Origin of the sequence: Streptomyces sp. NPDC019531 (assembly GCF_044903305.1) — a bacterium.
In the GTDB taxonomy this organism is placed as follows: Bacteria; Actinomycetota; Actinomycetes; order Streptomycetales; family Streptomycetaceae; genus Streptomyces.
In genome coordinates this window covers 1-17,802 of the sequence record NZ_JBJDQL010000015.1, presented here as the reverse complement: position 1 = coordinate 17,802, position 17,802 = coordinate 1, and the positions used below count along the sequence as shown (strand labels likewise).

The following is a 17,802-nucleotide window of genomic DNA, read 5'->3' as shown; positions in this document are numbered from 1 at the left end:
GTACCGGGCCCCGGCCCGCACAATAGATGCGATGCCGGAATACGAATTTGTCGACGTGTACGTACCGCGGGGCGTCTCCCGCAAGGACGCCACACGTCTGCTGACGGACCATGCCGAGTACGGACACTGGGAGTTGGACCGACTGAGCCTCATGCGCGACGGCAGCCGCAGGGTGCGGTTGCGTCGGCGGATCATCCGCCAGGTGCGTGCCACGTGGTGAGACAGGACGAACGGAGCGGGCCCCGCCACGGCGGGGCCCGCTCCGTTCCACACGCTGTCCGCTAGGCCGAGGCGCGCGCCCTGCGGTAGAGGACCGCGCCCGCCAGCAGTGCGCCCGCACCGACCGGGAGGGCCAGCCCGATCGGCAGGTCGATGCCGGTCTGGGCGAGCTGTGCGCTGCCCCGGGGCTGGGTCACGGTCTGGGTGCCGGGGTGGTTGCCGTGCGTGCCGCCGCCCGGCGTCTCGGCGCCCGGCCCGGGCGGGGTGACGGGGGAACCGGGGGAACCGGGCTCCACCGGGTTCCCGGGGTTGCCCGGGGTGCCGGGGCTGCCCGGGTGGCTCGGACTGCCGGGGGTGCCCGGGTTGCTCGGACTGCCGGGCTGCTCCGGCGATCCGGGGGGCGTCTGCTGACCTCCGCCGGGCGGGACGTGCTGCCCGCCGCCGGAACCGCTGCCGCAGTCGTTGCCCATCGCGGGGTTCCCGATGCCGATGAGGTCGACGCTGTTGCCGCAGACGTTCACGGGAGCGTCGATCGGCACCTCGACGTGATTGCCCGATCCCACGCCGGGCGAACCTCCGGTGTGTCCGCCGGCATGCGAGCCCCCGGAGCCGCCTGGGCCCCCGGAACCGCCGTGCCCGCGGCCGCTGTGACCCCCGTGTCCTGCGGAGCCGCCCGAGTCGCCGTATCCGCCGGACGACCCGCCGCCGCCCCTGTTTCCGCCCTTGCCGCCGCTCTTGTTGCCGCAGCTGTTGCCCATCGCGGGGTTGAGGACCCCGACGACGTCCACGGTGTTGCCGCAGGCGTTCACCGGCACGTGCACCGGCACCGACACCGTGTTGCCCGACAGCACGCCGGGTGAGTTGGCGCTCGATCCGCTCGCGCCCGCGTCTGCGTGGGCGGCGCCTCCTGCGGCGGCGATCACGCCGGTCGCGGCCGCCACTGTCATCAGGCCCTTGCGGGTGACTTGTCGCATGTACTGATTCCCTGCCTTCGACCCTGTCTCGAAATACCGCTGTTCGGCCGCGCCGTTCTGTTCGAAAAGGCCCGTCGGCCCCGGAGCGCGTGGCGTGCGCTCCGGGGCCGACGGGTTCATCCCTGTCAACTAAGGGCGAGGCACAACGTCACTTGTTGATGCAGGTGTTGCCGAAGGCGGGGTTCAGCAGGCCGATCACGGAGACCGTGTTGCCGCAGACGTTCACCGGGACGTGAACGGGAACCTGCACGACGTTGCCGGACAGCACACCCGGGGAGCCCACAGCGGCACCCTGCGCACCCGCATCGGCGACGGCAAGGCCCGCACCCGCGAGAACCAGGCCACCAGTGGCAGCCGCAGCGGCGACGATCTTCTTGATCATTATTCCTCCTTGTTGGAAATGCGACCCCAAGTAGCGGATCGCATCACCTGTAACGAGGACGGAGTAATGGGGATACGAGCTTATGAGCGCATTCACCCTTCCCGGCCGATCTCGCACGCGCAGCCGAATAACTGCGTCAACGCATGTCAGCTCGCGTCGATGAACCGGTCGAGCACACGGACACCGAACTTCAGGCCGTCCACCGGAACCCGCTCGTCGACACCGTGGAACATGCCGGCGAAGTCCAGCTCCGGGGGCAGCTTGAGCGGCGCGAAGCCGAAGCCGCGGATGCCGAGCTCGTCGAAGGACTTGGCGTCGGTGCCGCCGGAGAGCATGTAAGGGATCGCCTTGGCGGCCGGGTCCTCGGCGACCAGCGCGGACTGCATGGCGTCCACGAGAGCGCCGTCGAAGGTGGTCTCGACGGCCTTGTCGGAGTGCACGTCCTCGCGCCTGACCTTGGGGCCGAGGATCTTGTCGAGGTCGGTGAGGAACTCCTCCTCGAAGCCGGGCAGGAAGCGCCCGTCGACGTGGGCGGTGGCCTCGCCGGGGATGACGTTGACCTTGTAGCCGGCGCCGAGCTGGGTGGGATTGGCGGTGTTGCTCAGGGTCGCGCCGATCAGCTTGGCGATACCACCGAGCCGGACGAGCGTGCCCTCCATGTCCTCCGGGTCCAGCTCGGTGCCGAGCGCGTCGCCGAGCTCGTCGAGGAAGGCCCTGGTGGTCTTGGTGACCCGCACCGGGAACTGGTGTCGGCCGAGCCGTGCGACGGCCTCCGACAGTTCGGTGATGGCGTTGTCCCGGTGGATCATCGAGCCGTGTCCGGCGGTGCCGGCCACCGTCAGCTTCATCCAGTGCATGCCCTTCTCGGCCGTCTGGATCAGGTAGAGCCGGCGCTGCTCGTTCACCGTGAAGGAGAAGCCGCCCACCTCGCTGATCGCCTCGGTGACGCCTTCGAAGAGCTCGGGGTGGTTGTCGACGAGGTGCCGGGCGCCGAACTTGCCGCCCGCCTCCTCGTCGGCGAGGAACGCCAGGACGATGTCCCGCGGGGGCCTGCGGCCACTGCGCAGCCGGTCGCGGACGACCGCCAGGGTCATCGCGTCCATGTCCTTCATGTCGACGGCGCCCCGCCCCCACACACAGCCGTCGGCGACCTCACCGGAGAAGGGGTGGTGGGTCCAGTCCTGCGCGTTGGCCGGTACGACGTCGAGGTGGCCGTGGATCAGCAGGGCGGGCCTGGACGGGTCCTCGCCCGCGATCCGGGCCACCGTGGAGGCGCGACCCGGGTGGGACTCGAAGATCTGCGGGTCGAGGCCGACCTCGGCGAGCTTCTCCGCGACCCACTCGGCGGCCTTGCGTTCGCCCGGTCCCGAGTGGTCGCCGTAGTTGCTGGTGTCGAACTGGATCAGCTCGCGGCAGAGGTCCACGACCTCGTCCTCGCCGGTGACGGTCCCGGCCGTGTCCGTCTCGCTCACGGTGCTTCCTCCCGCTGTCACTGCTGATGGTTGGGCTCATCCTCTCTCCGTGACCGGGTCGGCCCCAAGACCGGACCCGGCCCGTCACACGCCGTTCACGCACGAGCCGGGGCAGGGACGGGGGGTGATCGGACCCCTTCGAAAGCCTGGTAATGTTTCCTTCGTCGCCGCGAGGGGCAACCCCGCACGACAGACACCTTGTCCGGGTGGCGGAATGGCAGACGCGCTAGCTTGAGGTGCTAGTGCCCTTTATCGGGCGTGGGGGTTCAAGTCCCCCCTCGGACACCAGCCAAATCCCCCTGACCGCTCGGCGGTCGGGGGGATTTGTCGTGTACGACCCCTTGCTCGCTGTATGTGGGGCATCTCTCGCTCGGTGTAAAGATCACCAGGTCAGAGACGCCCTCCAGGTCTGCGCCGCACCCCGAACGGCCTTCCCGGGTGGCTGTTTCGGTGGCTCGAACCTAGCGTCGTACTAAAATTTCCGGCTTGTTACGAGCTGGAGCCGGACAACCCCAGGCAGACCTGCGGGCCCGCCAGCGCCCCGGAGGCTTCCGGGATCGAGACGCGAGGACCGATGGCAGCCATACACGAGAGCAGCGCTCTCGGCCTGCTCAACGAAGAGCTCAGCGCAGAGATCCGCGAACAGTTCGGCGACACCGCCCGATTCTCCGGGGGCCCCGCCGCCTCCCCGCGCACGCTCGTCGACGTCTTCGACGCGTCCGTACGGTCATACCCCGACGAGCTCGCCCTGGACGACGGGACGACCCGGCTCAGCTACCGTGCGCTGGCCGTGGAGGTGGAGCGGCTACGGCGACGGCTCGGTCAGGCCGGCGTCGGTCTCGGCGACCGGGTGGGCATCCGGGTGCCGTCCGGCACCAATGATCTGTACGTCGCGATCCTCGCCGTGCTCGCCGCCGGTGCCGCCTACGTCCCCGTCGATGCCGAGGACCCCGACGAGCGGGCCGAGCTGGTGTTCGGGGAGGCGGAGGTCCGGGCCGTGGTCGGCGCCGGGCACGAGCTGACCGTCAACGGGCGCAGCGACTCTCCCGCCGCCCGGCCCGGCATCGAGCACGACGCGTGGATCATCTTCACCTCCGGCTCCACCGGCAAGCCCAAGGGTGTCGCCGTCTCGCACCGCAGCGCGGCCGCCTTCGTGGACGCCGAGGCCGCGCTGTTCCTCACCGAGGACCCCATCGGCCCCGGTGACAGGGTCATGGCGGGGCTGTCGGTCGCCTTCGACGCGTCCTGCGAGGAGATGTGGCTGGCATGGCGTTACGGGGCCTGTCTGGTGCCGGTGCCGCGGTCGCAGGTCAGAAGTGGCGCGGACCTCGGGCCCTGGCTGGTGGAGCAGGAGATCACCGTCGTCTCCACGGTGCCGACGCTCGCCGCGCTGTGGGAGCCCGAGACCCTGAACGACGTACGGCTGCTGATCTTCGGCGGTGAGGCCTGTCCGCCCGAGCTGGTGCAGCGGCTGGTCACCGAGGGGCGCGAGGTGTGGAACACCTACGGGCCCACCGAGGCGACCGTGGTGGCCTGTGCCTCGCTGATGAGCGGTGCGGAGCCGATCCGGATCGGGCTGCCGCTGGACGGCTGGGAGCTGGCCGTCGTGGACGAGACCGGGGAGCCCGTGCCGATGGGCGCGAGCGGGCAGCTGGTGATCGGTGGGGTCGGGCTCGCCCGGTACCTGGACGCCGAGAAGGACACGGAGAAGTACGCCCCGCTGAAGTCGCTGGGCTGGGAGCGGGCGTACCGCAGCGGTGACCTCGTGAAGGCCGAGCCCGAGGGCCTGATCTTCCTCGGACGGGCCGACGAGCAGATCAAGCTCGGCGGCCGGCGCATCGAGCTCGGTGAGGTCGACGCCGCGCTGCAGGCGCTGCCCGGGGTCGCGGGAGCGGCCGCCGCCGTGCGCACCGCGCGGAGCGGCAACCAGCTCCTCGTCGGTTACGTCGTCACGCAGGACGGCTGGGACCAGTCGGCCGCGGTGGAGAAGCTGCGGGCCGAACTGCCCGCCGCGCTCGTGCCGTTGCTGGCACCGGTCGAGGACCTGCCGACCCGGACCTCCGGCAAGGTGGACCGCAACGCCCTGCCATGGCCGCTGGAGGGGCTCGAAACAGGCGGTCCCAAGGAGCAGTTGTACGGCACCGAGGCCTGGCTCGCCGAGCAGTGGGCCGAGGTTCTCGGTATCCCGGTGAGCGGCGCCCGCGACGACTTCTTCGCGATCGGTGGCAGCAGCCTGGCCGCCGCCCAGTTGACCACTCGTCTGCGCACCCGCTACCCGAGTGCGGCCGTCCTCGACATCTACCAGCAGCCCACACTGCGGAAGTTGGCCCGTCACCTGGAGGAGTCCGGGCAGGACGACGGGGCGGCGCGGGTGATCGCACCGGTGCCGGTCAGGGCCCAGGTGATCCAGCTCCTGGTCCTGCTGCCCCTGTTCACACTGCTGGGACTGCGCTGGCTGGTGCCGCTGGCCGCGCTCGGCAACATCCTGCCGTACTCCTGGCTGCCGTCCGCCTCGTGGTGGCTGGTCGGGGCCGGGGCGCTGCTGCTCTTCAGCCCGCCGGGACGGCTCGCGATCGCGGCAGGCGGGGCACGGCTGCTGCTGCGCGGTCTCCAGCCGGGTCGCTACCCGCGCGGTGGCAGCGTCCACCTGCGGCTGTGGACCGCCGAGCGGCTCGCCGAGTTCAGCGGGGCGACCTCGCTGACCGGCTCCTGGCTGGAGCGGTACGCGCGGGCGCTGGGCGCCAAAATCGGTCCGGACGTGGACCTGCACTCGCTGCCGCCGGTCACCGGCATGCTCAAGCTGGGCCGGGGCGCGGCCGTGGAGTCCGAGGTGGACCTGTCCGGCTGGTGGCTGGACGGCGACCGGCTGGAGATCGGCCAGGTCAAGGTGGGCGGGCACGCCGTCGTCGGTACCCGCAGCATCCTGTTCCCGGGTGCCCGGGTCGGCAAGCGGGCAGAGGTGGCGCCGGGTTCGGCGGTCGCCGGGCAGATCCCGACCGGTCAGCGCTGGGCGGGCGCGCCCGCGGTCAAGCTCGGCAAGGCCAAGCGCAACTGGCCGAAGGAACGGCCGGTGCGGGGCACGTACTGGCGTGTGATGTACGGCGTCACCGGCCTCGCGCTGTCGATGCTCCCGGTGCTGGCGGGCGGCGCGGCCTTCCTGGTGGCCCGTCCCTTCCTCGCGGCGCACACGCCCCTGGCAGGGGCCGCCCTGGCCCTCGTCCCGGCGACCCTCGCCTTCGGGCTGGCCTACGCGCTGCTGCTCCTGGTCGCCGTAAGGCTGCTGAGTCAGGGGCTGCGCGAGGGGACGTATCCGACGCACAGCCGGGTCGGGTGGCAGGCGTGGACCGTGACGCAACTGATGGACCGGTCGCGCGAGACGCTGTTCCCGCTGTACGCCGGGCTGGTCACGCCGGTGTGGCTGCGGCTGCTCGGGATGCGGATCGGGCGCGGTGCCGAGGTGTCGACCGTGCTGGCGCTGCCGAGCCTGACGACGGTCGGTGAGGGCGCGTTCCTGGCCGACGACACGCTGACCGCGCCGTACGAGTTGGGCGGCGGCTGGGTCAGGGTCGGGCGCGCGGAGATCGGGCGGCGGGCGTTCCTCGGGAACTCGGGGATGACCGCACCGGGGCGGACCGTGCCGGACGGCGGGCTGGTGGGCGTGCTGTCGGCGACGCCGAAGAAGGCGAAGAAGGGCACGTCGTATCTGGGGCTGCCGCCGGTGAAGCTCCCGCGCAACACGGCCGACAGCGACCAGAGCCGGACGTACGAGCCCTCGGCGGGGCTGCTGTGGGCGCGCGGGCTTGTTGAGCTGTGCCGGATCGTGCCGGTGTTCTGCTCGGCCTGGCTGGCCGTGCTGACGGTGGCCGCGCTGTGTGTGCTGGGGCCGTGGGCCTGGCTGCTGGCCGGGGTGGTGCTGCTCGCGGCCGGTGCGGTGGCGGGGCTGGTGTCCGTCGTCGCGAAGTGGCTGCTCGTCGGCCGTCACCGCACGGGTGAGCACCCGCTGTGGAGCGGGTTCGTGTGGCGCAACGAGCTCGCGGACACGTTCGTCGAGGTGCTCGCGGTGCCGTGGCTCGCGGGTTCGGTGCCCGGTACGCCGGTGATGACGGCGTGGCTGCGCGGGCTCGGCGCGAAGATCGGCAAGGGCGTCTGGGTGGAGAGCTACTGGCTGCCGGAGACCGATCTGGTGCAGCTGGGGGACGCGGCGACGATCAACCGTGGCTGTGTGCTCCAGACCCACCTCTTCCACGACCGGATCTTGCGGACGGATACTGTTGTTCTCCGTGAGGGCGCCACGCTGGGCCCTGGCGGGATCGTGCTGCCCGGCAGCACGGTCGGGGCCCGCACCACGCTGGGCCCCGCGTCGCTCGTCATGGCCGCGGAGTCCGTCCCGGACGACACCCGCTGGCTCGGCAACCCGATCGAGGCATGGCGGCCCTGAACGCGGGCCACTCGGATCCGGTGAGCGAGGCATCGGCGGGTCGGAGCGGCAACGCAGCGCAGGGAGCAGAAGCGGCAGTGGCAGTTCAGCAGGCGGCGGGTTCGGACCCGTACTTCCCGGACCACGGTGACGCCCGGTACCGGGTGCACCGGTACGAGCTCGCGCTGGACTACCGCCCGGGCCCGAACCGGCTGGCCGGAAGCGCCCGGATCAACGCCATAGCGGGGCGCTCGCCGCTCGCCGAGTTCATGCTCAACCTGACCGACTTCAAGATCGGCCGGGTGCGGGTGGACGGACGGCCGGCGCACTACACGCACCGGGGCGGGAAGCTGCGGGTGAAGCCCGCGAAGGCGGTGCGGCCCGGGGCCGCGTTCACGGTCGAGGTGCACTGGTCGGGCAACCCCAAGCCGGTGCACAGCCCTTGGGGCGGGCTCGGCTGGGAGGAGCTGGAGGACGGGGCGCTGGTGGCGAGCCAGCCGATCGGGGCGCCGTCCTGGTACCCGTGCAACGACCGGCCCGCGGACAAGGCGTCGTACCAGATCTCGATCACCACGCCGTCCGCGTACGCGGTGGTGGCGGGTGGCAGGCTGCTGACGCGTACGACCCGTGCCTCGACGACGACTTGGGTGTACGAGCAGGCCGCGCCCACGTCCAGCTATCTCGTCGGGCTGTCGATCGGCAAGTACCAGACGGTGCTGCTGGGCGATCCGGGTCCCGGCGGGGTGCCTCAGCACGGGCACATTCCGGCGCATCTACTGCCGGAGTTCTCAAGGGACTTCGCGCGCCAGCCGCAGATGATGGAGCTGTTCCAGGAGCTGTTCGGGCCGTATCCGTTCGACGAGTACGCGGTCGTCGTCACGGAGGAGGAGCTCGATGTGCCCGTGGAGGCCCAGGGGTTGTCGCTGTTCGGCGCCAACCACGTGGACGGTGCCCGGGGTTGGGAGCGGCTGGTGGCGCACGAGCTGGCGCACCAGTGGTTCGGCAACAGCGTGTCCATCGCGGACTGGCGGCACATCTGGCTGAACGAGGGGTTCGCCAAGTACGCCGAGTGGCTGTGGTCGGAGCACTCGGGGGGCCGTACCGCCCAGCAACTGGCGGCCGCCGCGCACCGGTTGCTGTCCTCGCTCCCCCAGGACCTGCGGCTGGCCGACCCGGGCCGCAAGTCGATGTTCGACGACCGGCTCTATGAGCGCGGCGGGCTCGCCGTGCACGCGGTGCGGTGTGCGATGGGTGACGAGGCGTTCTTCCGGATGCTGCGCGGCTGGGCTGGGCTGCACCGGGGCGGGGCCGTGACCACGTCGACGTTCACCGCCCATGCCAACCGGTTCGCGGACGAGCCGCTGGACGGCCTGTTCGACGCCTGGGTGCGCGGGGCGGCCCTGCCGGCGCTGCCCACGCTGATCCCGGCGCGACCGGCGCATCCGCCGACCAATACCGGCCAGGTGCAGCCGTGAGCCGACGTGTCTCACGGCAACAGCCCCACTGTCCGTGCGGTCGTCAGGAGACGTACGACAACTGCTGCGGCCGCTTCCATCGGGGCGAGGCCGCGGCACCGACCGCCGAGTCGCTGATGCGTTCGCGGTACTGCGCCTTCGTGAAGCGGGACGAGGTGTACCTGCTGCGCACCTGGCATCCTCGGACCCGGCCGCCGGGCGTGGGCTTCGACGCGGGTATGCGCTGGACGGGCCTGGAGATCCTCGGCACGACCGAGGGCTCGGCGTTCCACAGCACCGGGACGGTGACGTTCAGGGCGTCGTTCAAGGGCGGTTCGCTGCATGAGCGCAGCCGTTTCGAGCGGGTCGCCGGGGCCTGGGTGTACGTCGACGGGGAGTTCCTGGACTAGGGAGCCAGGATGTCCAGCTCGTGGAGCGCGCCCACCGCGATCTCGCGGGTCAGTTCCTCCGCATGACCCGCGTCGCCCGCGCGGATCGCCTCGGCGAGGCGGACATGGAGTGTGACGGCTGCCGGGTCGGGGTCCTCGAACATGACCTCGTGATGGGTGCGGCCGGTGAGGACCTCGGCGACGAGGTCGCCCAGGTGGGCGAACATCTCGTTGCCGGAGGCGTTGAGGACCACGCGGTGGAACGCGATGTCATGGAAGAGGTAGCCCTCCAGCCGGTGGCCCTTGGAGTTGGCGACCATGCCCAGGGCGCACTCGGTGAGTTGCGCGCACTGCTCGGCGGTCGCGTTCTTCGCGGCCAGGCCCGCCGCCACCGGCTCGATAGCCGAGCGCAGCACGGTCAGGGAGCGCAGCTGCTGGGGCCGGTCCGCGCCGGCCAGGCGCCAGCGGATGACCTGGGGGTCGTAGACGTTCCACTCGGCCTTGGGGCGGACCGTCACGCCCACTCGGCGGCGGGACTCGAGCAGGTGCATGGACTCCAGGACCCGGACCGCCTCCCGCATCACCGAGCGTGAGACGTCGAAGCGCTGGGCCAGTTCGTCGGTGCGCAGAACGCTGCCCGGCGGGTACTCACCCGCAGTGATCGCGGGGCCGAGGGTTTCCAGTACCCGGCCGTGCAGCCCCCGGCCCGATGTGCTCATGCACTCAGAGTACGGGGCGCGTCACGGCGCCAAAAAGTCAGACTTATTTGTCACAGGGTCTTGAATTCGTCGTACCTAATCGGTTTCAGTTGCGTCGACATCACCTGTCGAAGACGACACCAGACAGTGAGGCAGCGATGAGTACCCCCCATGTCGTCGTGGTCATGGGCGTCGCGGGCACCGGGAAGACCACCATCGGTCCCCTGCTCGCGGCCCGGCTCGGCGTCCCGTACGCCGAGGCCGACGACTTCCACCCGCCGGCCAACATCGCCAAGATGTCGGCGGGCACCCCGCTCACCGACGAGGACCGGTGGCCGTGGCTCGACGCCATCGGCTCCTGGGCGCACGGACGGGCGGGGCTCGGCGGGGTGGTCAGCTGCTCGGCGCTGAAGCGGTCGTACCGCGACCGGCTGCGGGCCGAGGCACCCGGGATCGTCTTCGTGCACCTGGCAGGCGACCGTGCCCTCATCGAGGACCGCATCGCGCATCGGCAGGGGCACTTCATGCCCACCGCGCTGCTGGACTCGCAGTTCGCCACGCTCCAGCCCCTCCAGCAGGACGAGGCCGGGGTCGTGGTGGACGTGTCCGGCAGCCCGGAGGAGATCACCGGGCGGGCCGCGAAGGCGCTCGCCGAACTCCCGTAACACCCCTTTCCGAAGAACACCCCCGTATCTGCAAGGGAACCCCCGTGACCAGACTCAGCGTCGAGATGCTGGCAGCGGACGCACCGGAGCCGATCACCTCGGCCGGTCACGCGCAGCTGGGCATCGCCGTACTGGCGGGCATCGCCGTCATCGTCCTGCTCATCACCAAGTTCAAGCTCCACGCCTTTCTGTCCCTGACGCTGGGCACGCTCGTGCTCGGCGCGGTCGCCGGAGCGCCGCTCGACAAGGCCATCGCCAGTTTCACCACCGGCCTGGGCACCACGGTCGCCGGTGTCGGTGTGCTGATCGCCCTCGGCGCGATACTCGGCAAGATGCTCGCCGACTCGGGCGGGGCCGATCAGATCGTCGACACGATCCTGGCGAAGGCGGGCGGCCGTTCGATGCCGTGGGCGATGGTCCTGATCGCCTCCGTGATCGGGCTCCCCCTCTTCTTCGAGGTCGGCGTCGTGCTGCTGATCCCGGTCGTGCTGATGGTCGCCAAGCGCGGCAACTACTCCCTGATGCGGATCGGCATCCCGGCCCTCGCGGGCCTGTCCGTGATGCACGGTCTGGTGCCGCCGCACCCCGGTCCGCTGGTCGCGATCGACGCGGTCGGCGCCAACCTCGGTGTCACGCTCGCGCTCGGTGTGCTGGTCGCCATCCCGACGGTGATCATCGCGGGACCGCTGTTCTCGCGGTACGCGGCCCGCTGGGTGGACGTCCCGGCGCCCGACCGCATGGTTCCGCAGCGCGCCTCCGAGGAACTGGAGAAGCGCCCGGCCTTCGGGCCCACCCTCGCAACCATCCTGCTCCCGGTCGTCCTGATGCTCTCCAAGGCGCTGGTCGACATCGTGATCGACGACGCCGACAACACCGTGCAGCGGGTCTTCGACGTCATCGGCTCCCCGTTGATCGCCCTGCTGACCGCGGTTCTGGTGGGCATCTTCACGCTGCTGCGCCCGGCCGGCTTCGGCAGGGACCGCCTCTCCCCGCTCGTCGAGAAGGGCCTCGCGCCCATCGCCGGCATCCTGCTGATCGTCGGCGCGGGCGGCGGCTTCAAGCAGACCCTGATCGACTCCGGTGTGGGTCAGATGGTCCTGGACATCTCCAAGGACTGGTCGATCCCGGCACTCCTGCTGGCCTGGCTGATCGCGGTGGCGATCAGGCTCGCGACCGGTTCGGCCACAGTGGCCACGATCTCCGCAGCCGGCCTGGTCGCCCCGCTCGCCGAAGGCATGTCGACCGGGGAGACGGCCCTGCTCGTCCTCGCCATCGGCGCCGGCTCGCTCTTCTTCAGCCATGTCAACGACGCCGGGTTCTGGCTGGTCAAGGAGTACTTCGGTCTCGACGTCGGCCAGACCATCAAAACCTGGTCGATCATGGAAACGATCATCTCGGTGGTCGCCGGCGGGCTGGTGCTGCTGCTCTCGCTGGTCATATAGGGGTACGACCGCCCCGACGCGGAGGCCGAGCGGCTCGTCAGAGCTCCTGCTCGGCCTCCGTCTGCTCCTGGGCGGCCGTACGGTCTCCTCGTACGGCCGCCCAGGAACCCAGCGTGCGGTCACTGCGGTCGAGGGTGTCCCGCATCTCCTTGATCGTGGGAACAGCCGGATCACGGCCGCCACAGAGGGTGTTCGCGCTTCGCCCACTCCCTGTCCACCGACCCCGTCCGCAGCCCCCTGCGTGCCTCCGGGTCCCCCAGGGCCATGCCGATGTGGCCCGCGAGGACGATGCCGATGGTGAGGGCGAGCCAGTCGTGGACGAAGGTCGCGCTGGTACGCCACTGGATCGGGGTGAGGTGGGTGAACCACATCAGCAGGCCGGTGCCGAGCATGACGAGGGTCGCGCCGGAGATCCAGGCGGCGTAGATCTTCTGGCCCGCGTTGAACTTGCCCGCGGGGCGGGACGAGCGGCGCTTGTCGCGGTGCAGGGCGGCGCGCAGCCAGACCCGGTCGTGCGGGCCGAAGCGGTTCAGGAAGCCCAGGTCGGCGCGGAAGGCACGGGAGACGAGGCCGGCCAGGGCCGGCACCGGCAGGGCGAGGCCCGCCCATTCGTGGATGCGTACCACCAGCTCGCGGCGGCCGACGAGTTCGGCGAGCTGCGGGAGATAGAGACAGGCGGCCGTCGCCACGCAGACGCCCATCAGTGCGGCGGTGGTGCGGTGGACCCACTTCTGGGTGCGGCCGAAGCGCCGGATCCGGGTCTGCGGCGGTGCGTCAACTCGTAGGTGCATCGTCCCGCCCGTTCGAACGGCCGACCCAGGCGTCGACGTCGTAGCCCCGCTCCTCCCAGTAACCCCGCTCCACGTCCTCGGTGACGGTGATGCCGGACAACCACTTGGCGGACTTGTAGAAGTACATGGGGGCCACATAGAGGCGGACCGGGCCGCCGTGCGAGTGGCCGATGTCCTTGTCCTGCATGCGCAGGGCGACCAGGACGTCCGAACGGCGGGCCTGGTCGAGGGTGAGGCTCTCGGTGTACGCCCCGTCGAAGCAGCTGAAGCGGACGGCACCCGCCTTCGCCGTCACCCCGGCTGCGTCCAGCAGCGCGGAGAGTCGTACACCTTCGAACGGGGTGTCCGGGACCCGCCAGCCCGTCACGCACTGGACGTCCTTGACCAGCCGGGTCTGGGGCATCGCCCGCAGGTCCGCCAGGGTGTACGTCTTCGGGCGGGAGACCAGGCCGTCGATCTTGAGCCGGTAGTTCCAGGCGCTCTTGTGCGGCACGGACGAGGTCACCGAGTAGTAGCGGAAGCCGCCGCCGTTGGGGAGCAGGCCCGTCAGGCCGGTGGGGTCCTTGTCGGCGGCGCCGCCGAGGAAGGCCTCCAGACCGCGTTGCAGGGTGGGCGCGGCGACCACGCCGAGCGCGCCCAGGCCGAGGGTGCCGAGGAGGACCCGGCGGCCGATCGGCGTGCCGTGCTGCTCCTCGGGCTGTTCGGGGTTCACGTATCCATTCGAACACCCGCGACCCCGGCAGGACCAGGAATCGCGGGTGCTCGTCAGACTTCCGTAATCAGTTCTCACCCGGCTCTCAGCGAGCGTCCGGTGCCGAGGGGGCTACGACGCCTCCCCGGCCGCCCTCTCCAGCTGGAACGCCTCGTTGCCGAGCCCGATCCGCGCGTGTGCCTCGGGCTTGCGGGCCTTCAGGAGCAGCCCCTGTGCGAGGCCCGCCACCAGGGCGAGCCCGATGATGCCGGGCAGCAGCCAGCTCAGAGCGGAGCCCGGGCCCGCGCCGACCAGGACGTCGAAGTCCTTCACCGTGTAGACGGCGATCACCAGCAGCGCGATCCCCGCGACGGCGGAGGTGGCCAGCCGCCAGGCCTGGGCGCCCGCCGCACCCCGCCGGACGAAGAAGACGACGACGGAGGCGGAGGCGGCCGCCATCAGCACGATCACGCCGAGGGAGCCGATGTTGCCGAACCAGGTGAACAGGTGCAGCACCGGCACGGTCGGGTCGCCGGTGGGCTTGTCGTCGGCGACCGCGAAGACGATCACGACGATGACCGAGACGGCTGTCTGGAGCAGCGACCCGGTGCCGGGCGCGCCGCTGGCGCTGTTCGTGCGGCCGAAGGCGGCGGGCAGCAGACCCTCGCGTCCCATCGCGAAGGCGTAGCGGGCGACGACGTTGTGGAAGCTGACCATGGCCGCGAACATGCCGGTCACGAACAGCACGTGCAGGATGTCGGTGAAGGTGGTGCCGAGGCGGTCCTCGGTGAGACCGAAGAGCAGTCCCGCGCTCTGCTTCTGCGACTCGGCGACGACTGCCGAGGGTCCGGTGGCCACGGTGAGGGCCCAGCTGCTGAGCGCGAAGAAGACGGCGACGCCGCCGACGGCCAGGAACATCACGCGGGGCACCAGGATGTGCGGGCGGCTGGTCTCCTCGGCGTACACAGGCGCCTGCTCGAAGCCGAGGAACGCGGCGATGCAGAAGCACAGGGCGGTGCCGACGCCGGCCCCGCTGAGGGTGTCCGGGTTGAAGGCGTGCAGGGACAGGCCCTCGGCCGCCGGGTCGGCGACGGCGGCGAGGTCGAAGATGACGACCAGGGCGACCTCGACGATCAGCAGGACGCCGAGCACGCGCGCGTTGACGTCGATCTTCAGCCAGCCCAGCGCGCCTACGACGAGGGCGGCCACCAGCGCCGGTATCCACCAGGCCACCGAAAGGTTGGTGTAGGTGGCGAACAGTCCGGAGACCTCGAAGCCGAAGATGCCGTAGATGCCGACCTGGAGGGCGTTGTAGGCGACCAGGGCGACGAGGGCCGCGCTCGCTCCGGCCGTGGCGCCGAGGCCGCGGGAGATGTAGGCATAGAAGGCGCCAGCGTTGTGGACGTGCCGGCTCATCTCGGCGTAGCCGACGCCGAACAGGACGAGGACCAGGCCGAGGACGACGTAGAGGAGCGGCTGGCCGACGATCCCCATCACCGCGAATGTGGTGGGCATGACACCCGCGACGACCATGAGGGGCGCGGTCGCCGCGAGGACCGAGAGCAGCAGCCCTCCGGTGCCGAGCCGGTCGGCGCGCAGCGCGCGGTCCTGCCCCTTGAACGTACTGATGCCTTCGGCGGCCGGTCTGCTCGTACTGGAACTGTCGGTGGCCATGGGGACCGTCCTTCTGGGGTTCGGGGGTGCTAGACCGTGCCGAGCGCACGGTCGCGGGCGGCGCGGAAGGCGGAGTACGGCTCACGGTCCGGATAGGACCAGGGGGCCTGGGTGGGACGTTCGCCGATGCGGTGGAAGAGGGCGGCGGCCTCGGCGCCGCGGCCCTCGCAGACCTTCGCGTGGGCGAGGAAGTTCAGGTCGACCAGCCGGCGGGGATGGCCCTCGTGCTCCCATTCCAGCCACCAGTCGAAGGCCGACTTCATCACCTGCCGGGCCCTGCGTCCGGTCCAGTGGCCGGACGCGGCGGGGTCACGCGGCTCGTGTCCCGCGGTGGCCAGGGCCCGGTAGCGCTCGGTGTGCGCGATGACCGGCAGGATCGCGAGCGGAGAGTCGGCGGGGGCCTGCTCGGCGGCCCAGTTGGCGAAGTCGTAGACCTCGTGCAGCGGGTCGGGGCCCGCCACCGCCCGGCGCTCGGCAAGCCGGGCGACCATCAGATGGTGGGCGTGGTGGTGGTCGGCGTACCGCTGCCTGATCTCGCCGAAGACGTCGGCCACCTCGTCCGCCGCGCCCAGGTCGCGCTCCAGCAGGAGCAGGCCGAGCCAGGGGGTGGGGTCCGCGGGCGCGCGTCCGGCCGCGGTCCGGCAGGCCTCGCGCGCGGGGGCGGGCTTCCCCTTGCCCCGTAGGGCGCGCTGGACCAGGGCGAGGGCGAGCAGTACGGCGGCGTCCGCGGAGTCCGGTTCGGCGACCAGCCAGTCCCGGGCCCAGGCGTGGGCGTAGGGCTCCGCCGCGAGGACCGTCACCCGGTGCCCCCGCAGGTCCCAGTCGTCACCCGTACGAGCGAGCAGCGCCCTGACCGCCTGCCATCTGCCCTGCGCCAACGCCGCTCGCGCGTCGACGAGTTCGGCGTCGTCGAGGGCCGCGTCGAAGGCCTGGGTGGCGCGTTTTCGACTGCGGCCGAAGGATGGCGGGGGTGGGGACACCGTGTGGGCTTTCCTCACGGAACAAGGCGCGGAGCGGGCGGGGGGAGGGGGTCGTCAGCCCATGCGGGCAGACCGAACGGCCGATTCGCACCGCCATCGACTGATCACACACAGCCAACCCTCCACCAATGGATCGCGTCAAGGGTCGAAGGCACGTTACACGCGTCAACTCTCCATACCTGAGGGGAAGTTGTGGCCATCCGGTGCTGGTGGGACCCGGTCAAGAGCCCGCACTTGTGGCGTACGCCATGGCGCCACCCTCCCCCACACCGCACCATGGCAGGAACCCCCGCTGCCGAGAAGGGCGCGGTGACCGGGTCAACGGCCCGGATGCGGTTACTCCCAGGGGCAAGCCGGGCACTGGGACGCTACAGTCGGCGACTACCACCCCGCCGCCCGGCCGGACGATCGAGGTACGCAGCGTGTCGGTTCTGGTTCTGATTCTCGCCGTGAGTGCTGCCTGTTGCCTGGGCTTCGGCTTCGTGCTCCAGCAGAACGTGGCCCGTCAGGCCCCGCTGAGCGACTTCCTCTCGCCCCGGCTGCTCCTCGACCTGATGAAGGTGCCGCGCTGGCTCGGCGGCATCGGCCTGATGGTGGCCGGCATGGTGCTGGGCGCGATCGCCCTCGGCCAGGGCGAGGTCTCCCTGGTCGAGCCCCTCCTCGCCACGAACCTGCTCTTCGCCCTCGCCCTCTCCCGCAAGCAGTCGAAGCAGCCGCTGGGCCGCCAGGGCTGGGCGGGCCTCGCCCTCCTCGCGGGCGGGGTGACCGCGTTCATCGTGGCGGGCGAGCCTCGCGGCGGTACGGCGGTCACCGACCCCTTCCGCCACTGGCTGATCATCGGCGCGATGATCGGCCTCGCCCTGCTGCTCACCACCTACGCCAAGCGTTCCCGCCTCAGCTCGGGCCCGGTACTGCTGGCCCTGGCGGCGGGTCTGCTGTACGGCGTCCAGGACGCCCTCACCCGGGTCAGCGGCCAGCGCTTCTCCGAGGGCGGCCTCACCGAGCTGCTGACCGGCTGGCAGCCGTACGCCGTGCTGGCCCTCGGCGTCACCGGGCTCGTCCTGGTGCAGAGCGCCTTCGAGACCGCGCCGCTGCGGATGTCGCTGCCCGCGCTCACCGCCGCCCAGCCGCTGGCCGGGATCATCTGCGGGGTGGGCTTCCTCGGCGACCGGCTGCGCACCGACACCGGCGCACTGACCTGGGAGGCGCTGGGGCTCGCGGCCGTCGTCGTGGGCATCGTGCTGCTGGGGATGCACCCGGCGATGCCCTGCGGAGCCGCCCAGCCGGAACCTGCGCGGAACCTCCAGCCGAGCTGAGGCGTGCGGGTGTGGGGGCGCGGGCCGCTGCGTGGACGCGAGCCGCTACGGTGCGCGCGCCTGCGTGGGTGCTTGCTACCGCTTGACTGCGGGGCTCCGCATGGATGCAGGCGCGTGCTTGGCTACGGGTCCCGGCACGGATAGGTACTTCTGCTTGGCTGCGGGTCCCGGCACGGATAGGCACTTCTGCTTGGCTCCGGGTCCCCGCACGGATAGGCACTTCTGCTTGGCTCCGGGT

At 71.1% G+C, this 17,802-nt stretch carries 15 protein-coding genes and 1 tRNA gene; 8 read left to right on the top strand and 8 right to left on the bottom strand.

Annotation, left to right across the window (positions count from 1 at the left end):
- Positions 1 to 31: 31 nt before the first annotated feature.
- Entirely contained in the window at positions 32 to 220 is a 189-nt protein-coding gene (locus tag ACI2L1_RS19350; RefSeq protein WP_007380901.1) for a DUF5703 family protein, read from the top strand.
- 61 nt (positions 221 to 281) lie between these two features.
- Here ACI2L1_RS19350 and ACI2L1_RS19345 read toward each other — a convergent pair whose 3' ends face one another.
- From ACI2L1_RS19345 to ACI2L1_RS19335, 3 genes are all read right to left on the bottom strand, one after another.
- Complete coding sequence (locus ACI2L1_RS19345) at positions 282 to 1,193, bottom strand: chaplin family protein (RefSeq protein WP_404740544.1); 912 nt, start codon at positions 1,191 to 1,193, stop codon at positions 282 to 284.
- Between the two features lie 148 nt (positions 1,194 to 1,341).
- Positions 1,342 to 1,575 carry a chaplin ChpH gene (gene chpH, locus ACI2L1_RS19340; protein ID WP_020117753.1) on the bottom strand — a complete coding sequence of 78 codons (234 nt, stop codon included), beginning with the start codon at positions 1,573 to 1,575 and terminating at the stop codon, positions 1,342 to 1,344.
- A 146-nt stretch (positions 1,576 to 1,721) separates the two neighbouring features.
- Positions 1,722 to 3,047, bottom strand: coding sequence for a M20/M25/M40 family metallo-hydrolase (locus tag ACI2L1_RS19335; protein ID WP_404740543.1), 1,326 nt, complete (start codon positions 3,045 to 3,047; stop codon positions 1,722 to 1,724).
- A 200-nt stretch (positions 3,048 to 3,247) separates the two neighbouring features.
- Here ACI2L1_RS19335 and ACI2L1_RS19330 point away from each other — a divergent pair.
- The 4 genes from ACI2L1_RS19330 to ACI2L1_RS19315 all read left to right on the top strand — a co-directional run bounded on the left by ACI2L1_RS19330 (position 3,248) and on the right by ACI2L1_RS19315 (position 9,328).
- Positions 3,248 to 3,335: transfer RNA gene (locus ACI2L1_RS19330), tRNA-Leu, on the top strand.
- Positions 3,336 to 3,621: 286 nt separating this feature from the next.
- Positions 3,622 to 7,485, top strand: a complete 3,864-nt coding sequence (locus ACI2L1_RS19325; RefSeq protein ID WP_404740542.1) for a Pls/PosA family non-ribosomal peptide synthetase — start codon at positions 3,622 to 3,624, stop codon at positions 7,483 to 7,485.
- Positions 7,486 to 7,562: 77 nt separating this feature from the next.
- Entirely contained in the window at positions 7,563 to 8,939 is a 1,377-nt protein-coding gene (locus ACI2L1_RS19320) for a M1 family metallopeptidase (protein ID WP_404740541.1), read from the top strand.
- The gene (locus ACI2L1_RS19315) at positions 8,936 to 9,328 is read left to right on the top strand and encodes a YchJ family protein (RefSeq protein WP_404740540.1); all 393 of its coding nucleotides are present in this window, start codon (positions 8,936 to 8,938) and stop codon (positions 9,326 to 9,328) included. The genes ACI2L1_RS19320 and ACI2L1_RS19315 overlap by 4 nt, the downstream gene beginning before the upstream one ends.
- On the opposite strand, the gene ACI2L1_RS19310 is transcribed toward ACI2L1_RS19315, so the two are convergent.
- The gene (locus ACI2L1_RS19310; protein WP_404740539.1) at positions 9,325 to 10,026 is read right to left on the bottom strand and encodes a FadR/GntR family transcriptional regulator; all 702 of its coding nucleotides are present in this window, start codon (positions 10,024 to 10,026) and stop codon (positions 9,325 to 9,327) included. The two genes, ACI2L1_RS19315 and ACI2L1_RS19310, sit on opposite strands and share 4 nt — an antisense overlap.
- Before the next feature lie 137 nt (positions 10,027 to 10,163).
- On the opposite strand from ACI2L1_RS19310, the gene ACI2L1_RS19305 reads away from it, so the two are divergent.
- Together ACI2L1_RS19305 and ACI2L1_RS19300 are read left to right on the top strand one after the other, a co-directional pair.
- Positions 10,164 to 10,670, top strand: a complete 507-nt coding sequence (locus ACI2L1_RS19305) for a gluconokinase (protein ID WP_404740538.1) — start codon at positions 10,164 to 10,166, stop codon at positions 10,668 to 10,670.
- 44 nt (positions 10,671 to 10,714) lie between these two features.
- Positions 10,715 to 12,112: a GntP family permease gene (locus ACI2L1_RS19300; protein WP_404740537.1), complete on the top strand. Its 1,398-nt coding sequence runs from the start codon at positions 10,715 to 10,717 to the stop codon at positions 12,110 to 12,112.
- 170 nt (positions 12,113 to 12,282) lie between these two features.
- Here the strand turns inward: ACI2L1_RS19300 and ACI2L1_RS19295 are convergent, their stop codons facing one another.
- The 4 genes from ACI2L1_RS19295 to ACI2L1_RS19280 all read right to left on the bottom strand — a co-directional run bounded on the left by ACI2L1_RS19295 (position 12,283) and on the right by ACI2L1_RS19280 (position 16,248).
- Complete coding sequence (locus tag ACI2L1_RS19295) at positions 12,283 to 12,903, bottom strand: cytochrome b/b6 domain-containing protein (protein WP_404740536.1); 621 nt, start codon at positions 12,901 to 12,903, stop codon at positions 12,283 to 12,285.
- On the bottom strand, positions 12,887 to 13,615 hold the full coding sequence (locus tag ACI2L1_RS19290; protein WP_404740535.1) for a molybdopterin-dependent oxidoreductase: 729 nt from the start codon (positions 13,613 to 13,615) through the stop codon (positions 12,887 to 12,889). Before ACI2L1_RS19290 ends, ACI2L1_RS19295 begins: the two co-directional genes overlap by 17 nt.
- Before the next feature lie 111 nt (positions 13,616 to 13,726).
- Positions 13,727 to 15,268 carry an APC family permease gene (locus ACI2L1_RS19285; RefSeq protein WP_404740534.1) on the bottom strand — a complete coding sequence of 514 codons (1,542 nt, stop codon included), beginning with the start codon at positions 15,266 to 15,268 and terminating at the stop codon, positions 13,727 to 13,729.
- Between the two features lie 29 nt (positions 15,269 to 15,297).
- Positions 15,298 to 16,248: a hypothetical protein gene (locus ACI2L1_RS19280; protein ID WP_404740533.1), complete on the bottom strand. Its 951-nt coding sequence runs from the start codon at positions 16,246 to 16,248 to the stop codon at positions 15,298 to 15,300.
- A gap of 422 nt (positions 16,249 to 16,670) precedes the next feature.
- Here ACI2L1_RS19280 and ACI2L1_RS19275 point away from each other — a divergent pair, with 422 nt between their 5' ends.
- Positions 16,671 to 17,564, top strand: coding sequence for a DMT family transporter (locus tag ACI2L1_RS19275; protein ID WP_404740532.1), 894 nt, complete (start codon positions 16,671 to 16,673; stop codon positions 17,562 to 17,564).
- Positions 17,565 to 17,802 lie beyond the last annotated feature (238 nt).

What these genes read in the sequence shown, in the direction of transcription:
- ACI2L1_RS19350 (WP_007380901.1), top strand. Translation starts at nt 32, where the DNA reads ATGCCGGAATACGAATTTGTCGACGTGTACGTACCGCGGGGCGTCTCC.
- ACI2L1_RS19345 (WP_404740544.1), bottom strand. Translation starts at nt 1,193, where the DNA reads ATGCGACAAGTCACCCGCAAGGGCCTGATGACAGTGGCGGCCGCGACC.
- chpH (WP_020117753.1), bottom strand. Translation starts at nt 1,575, where the DNA reads ATGATCAAGAAGATCGTCGCCGCTGCGGCTGCCACTGGTGGCCTGGTT.
- ACI2L1_RS19325 (WP_404740542.1), top strand. Translation starts at nt 3,622, where the DNA reads ATGGCAGCCATACACGAGAGCAGCGCTCTCGGCCTGCTCAACGAAGAG.
- ACI2L1_RS19310 (WP_404740539.1), bottom strand. Translation starts at nt 10,026, where the DNA reads ATGAGCACATCGGGCCGGGGGCTGCACGGCCGGGTACTGGAAACCCTC.
- ACI2L1_RS19305 (WP_404740538.1), top strand. Translation starts at nt 10,164, where the DNA reads ATGAGTACCCCCCATGTCGTCGTGGTCATGGGCGTCGCGGGCACCGGG.
- ACI2L1_RS19295 (WP_404740536.1), bottom strand. Translation starts at nt 12,903, where the DNA reads ATGCACCTACGAGTTGACGCACCGCCGCAGACCCGGATCCGGCGCTTC.
- ACI2L1_RS19285 (WP_404740534.1), bottom strand. Translation starts at nt 15,268, where the DNA reads ATGGCCACCGACAGTTCCAGTACGAGCAGACCGGCCGCCGAAGGCATC.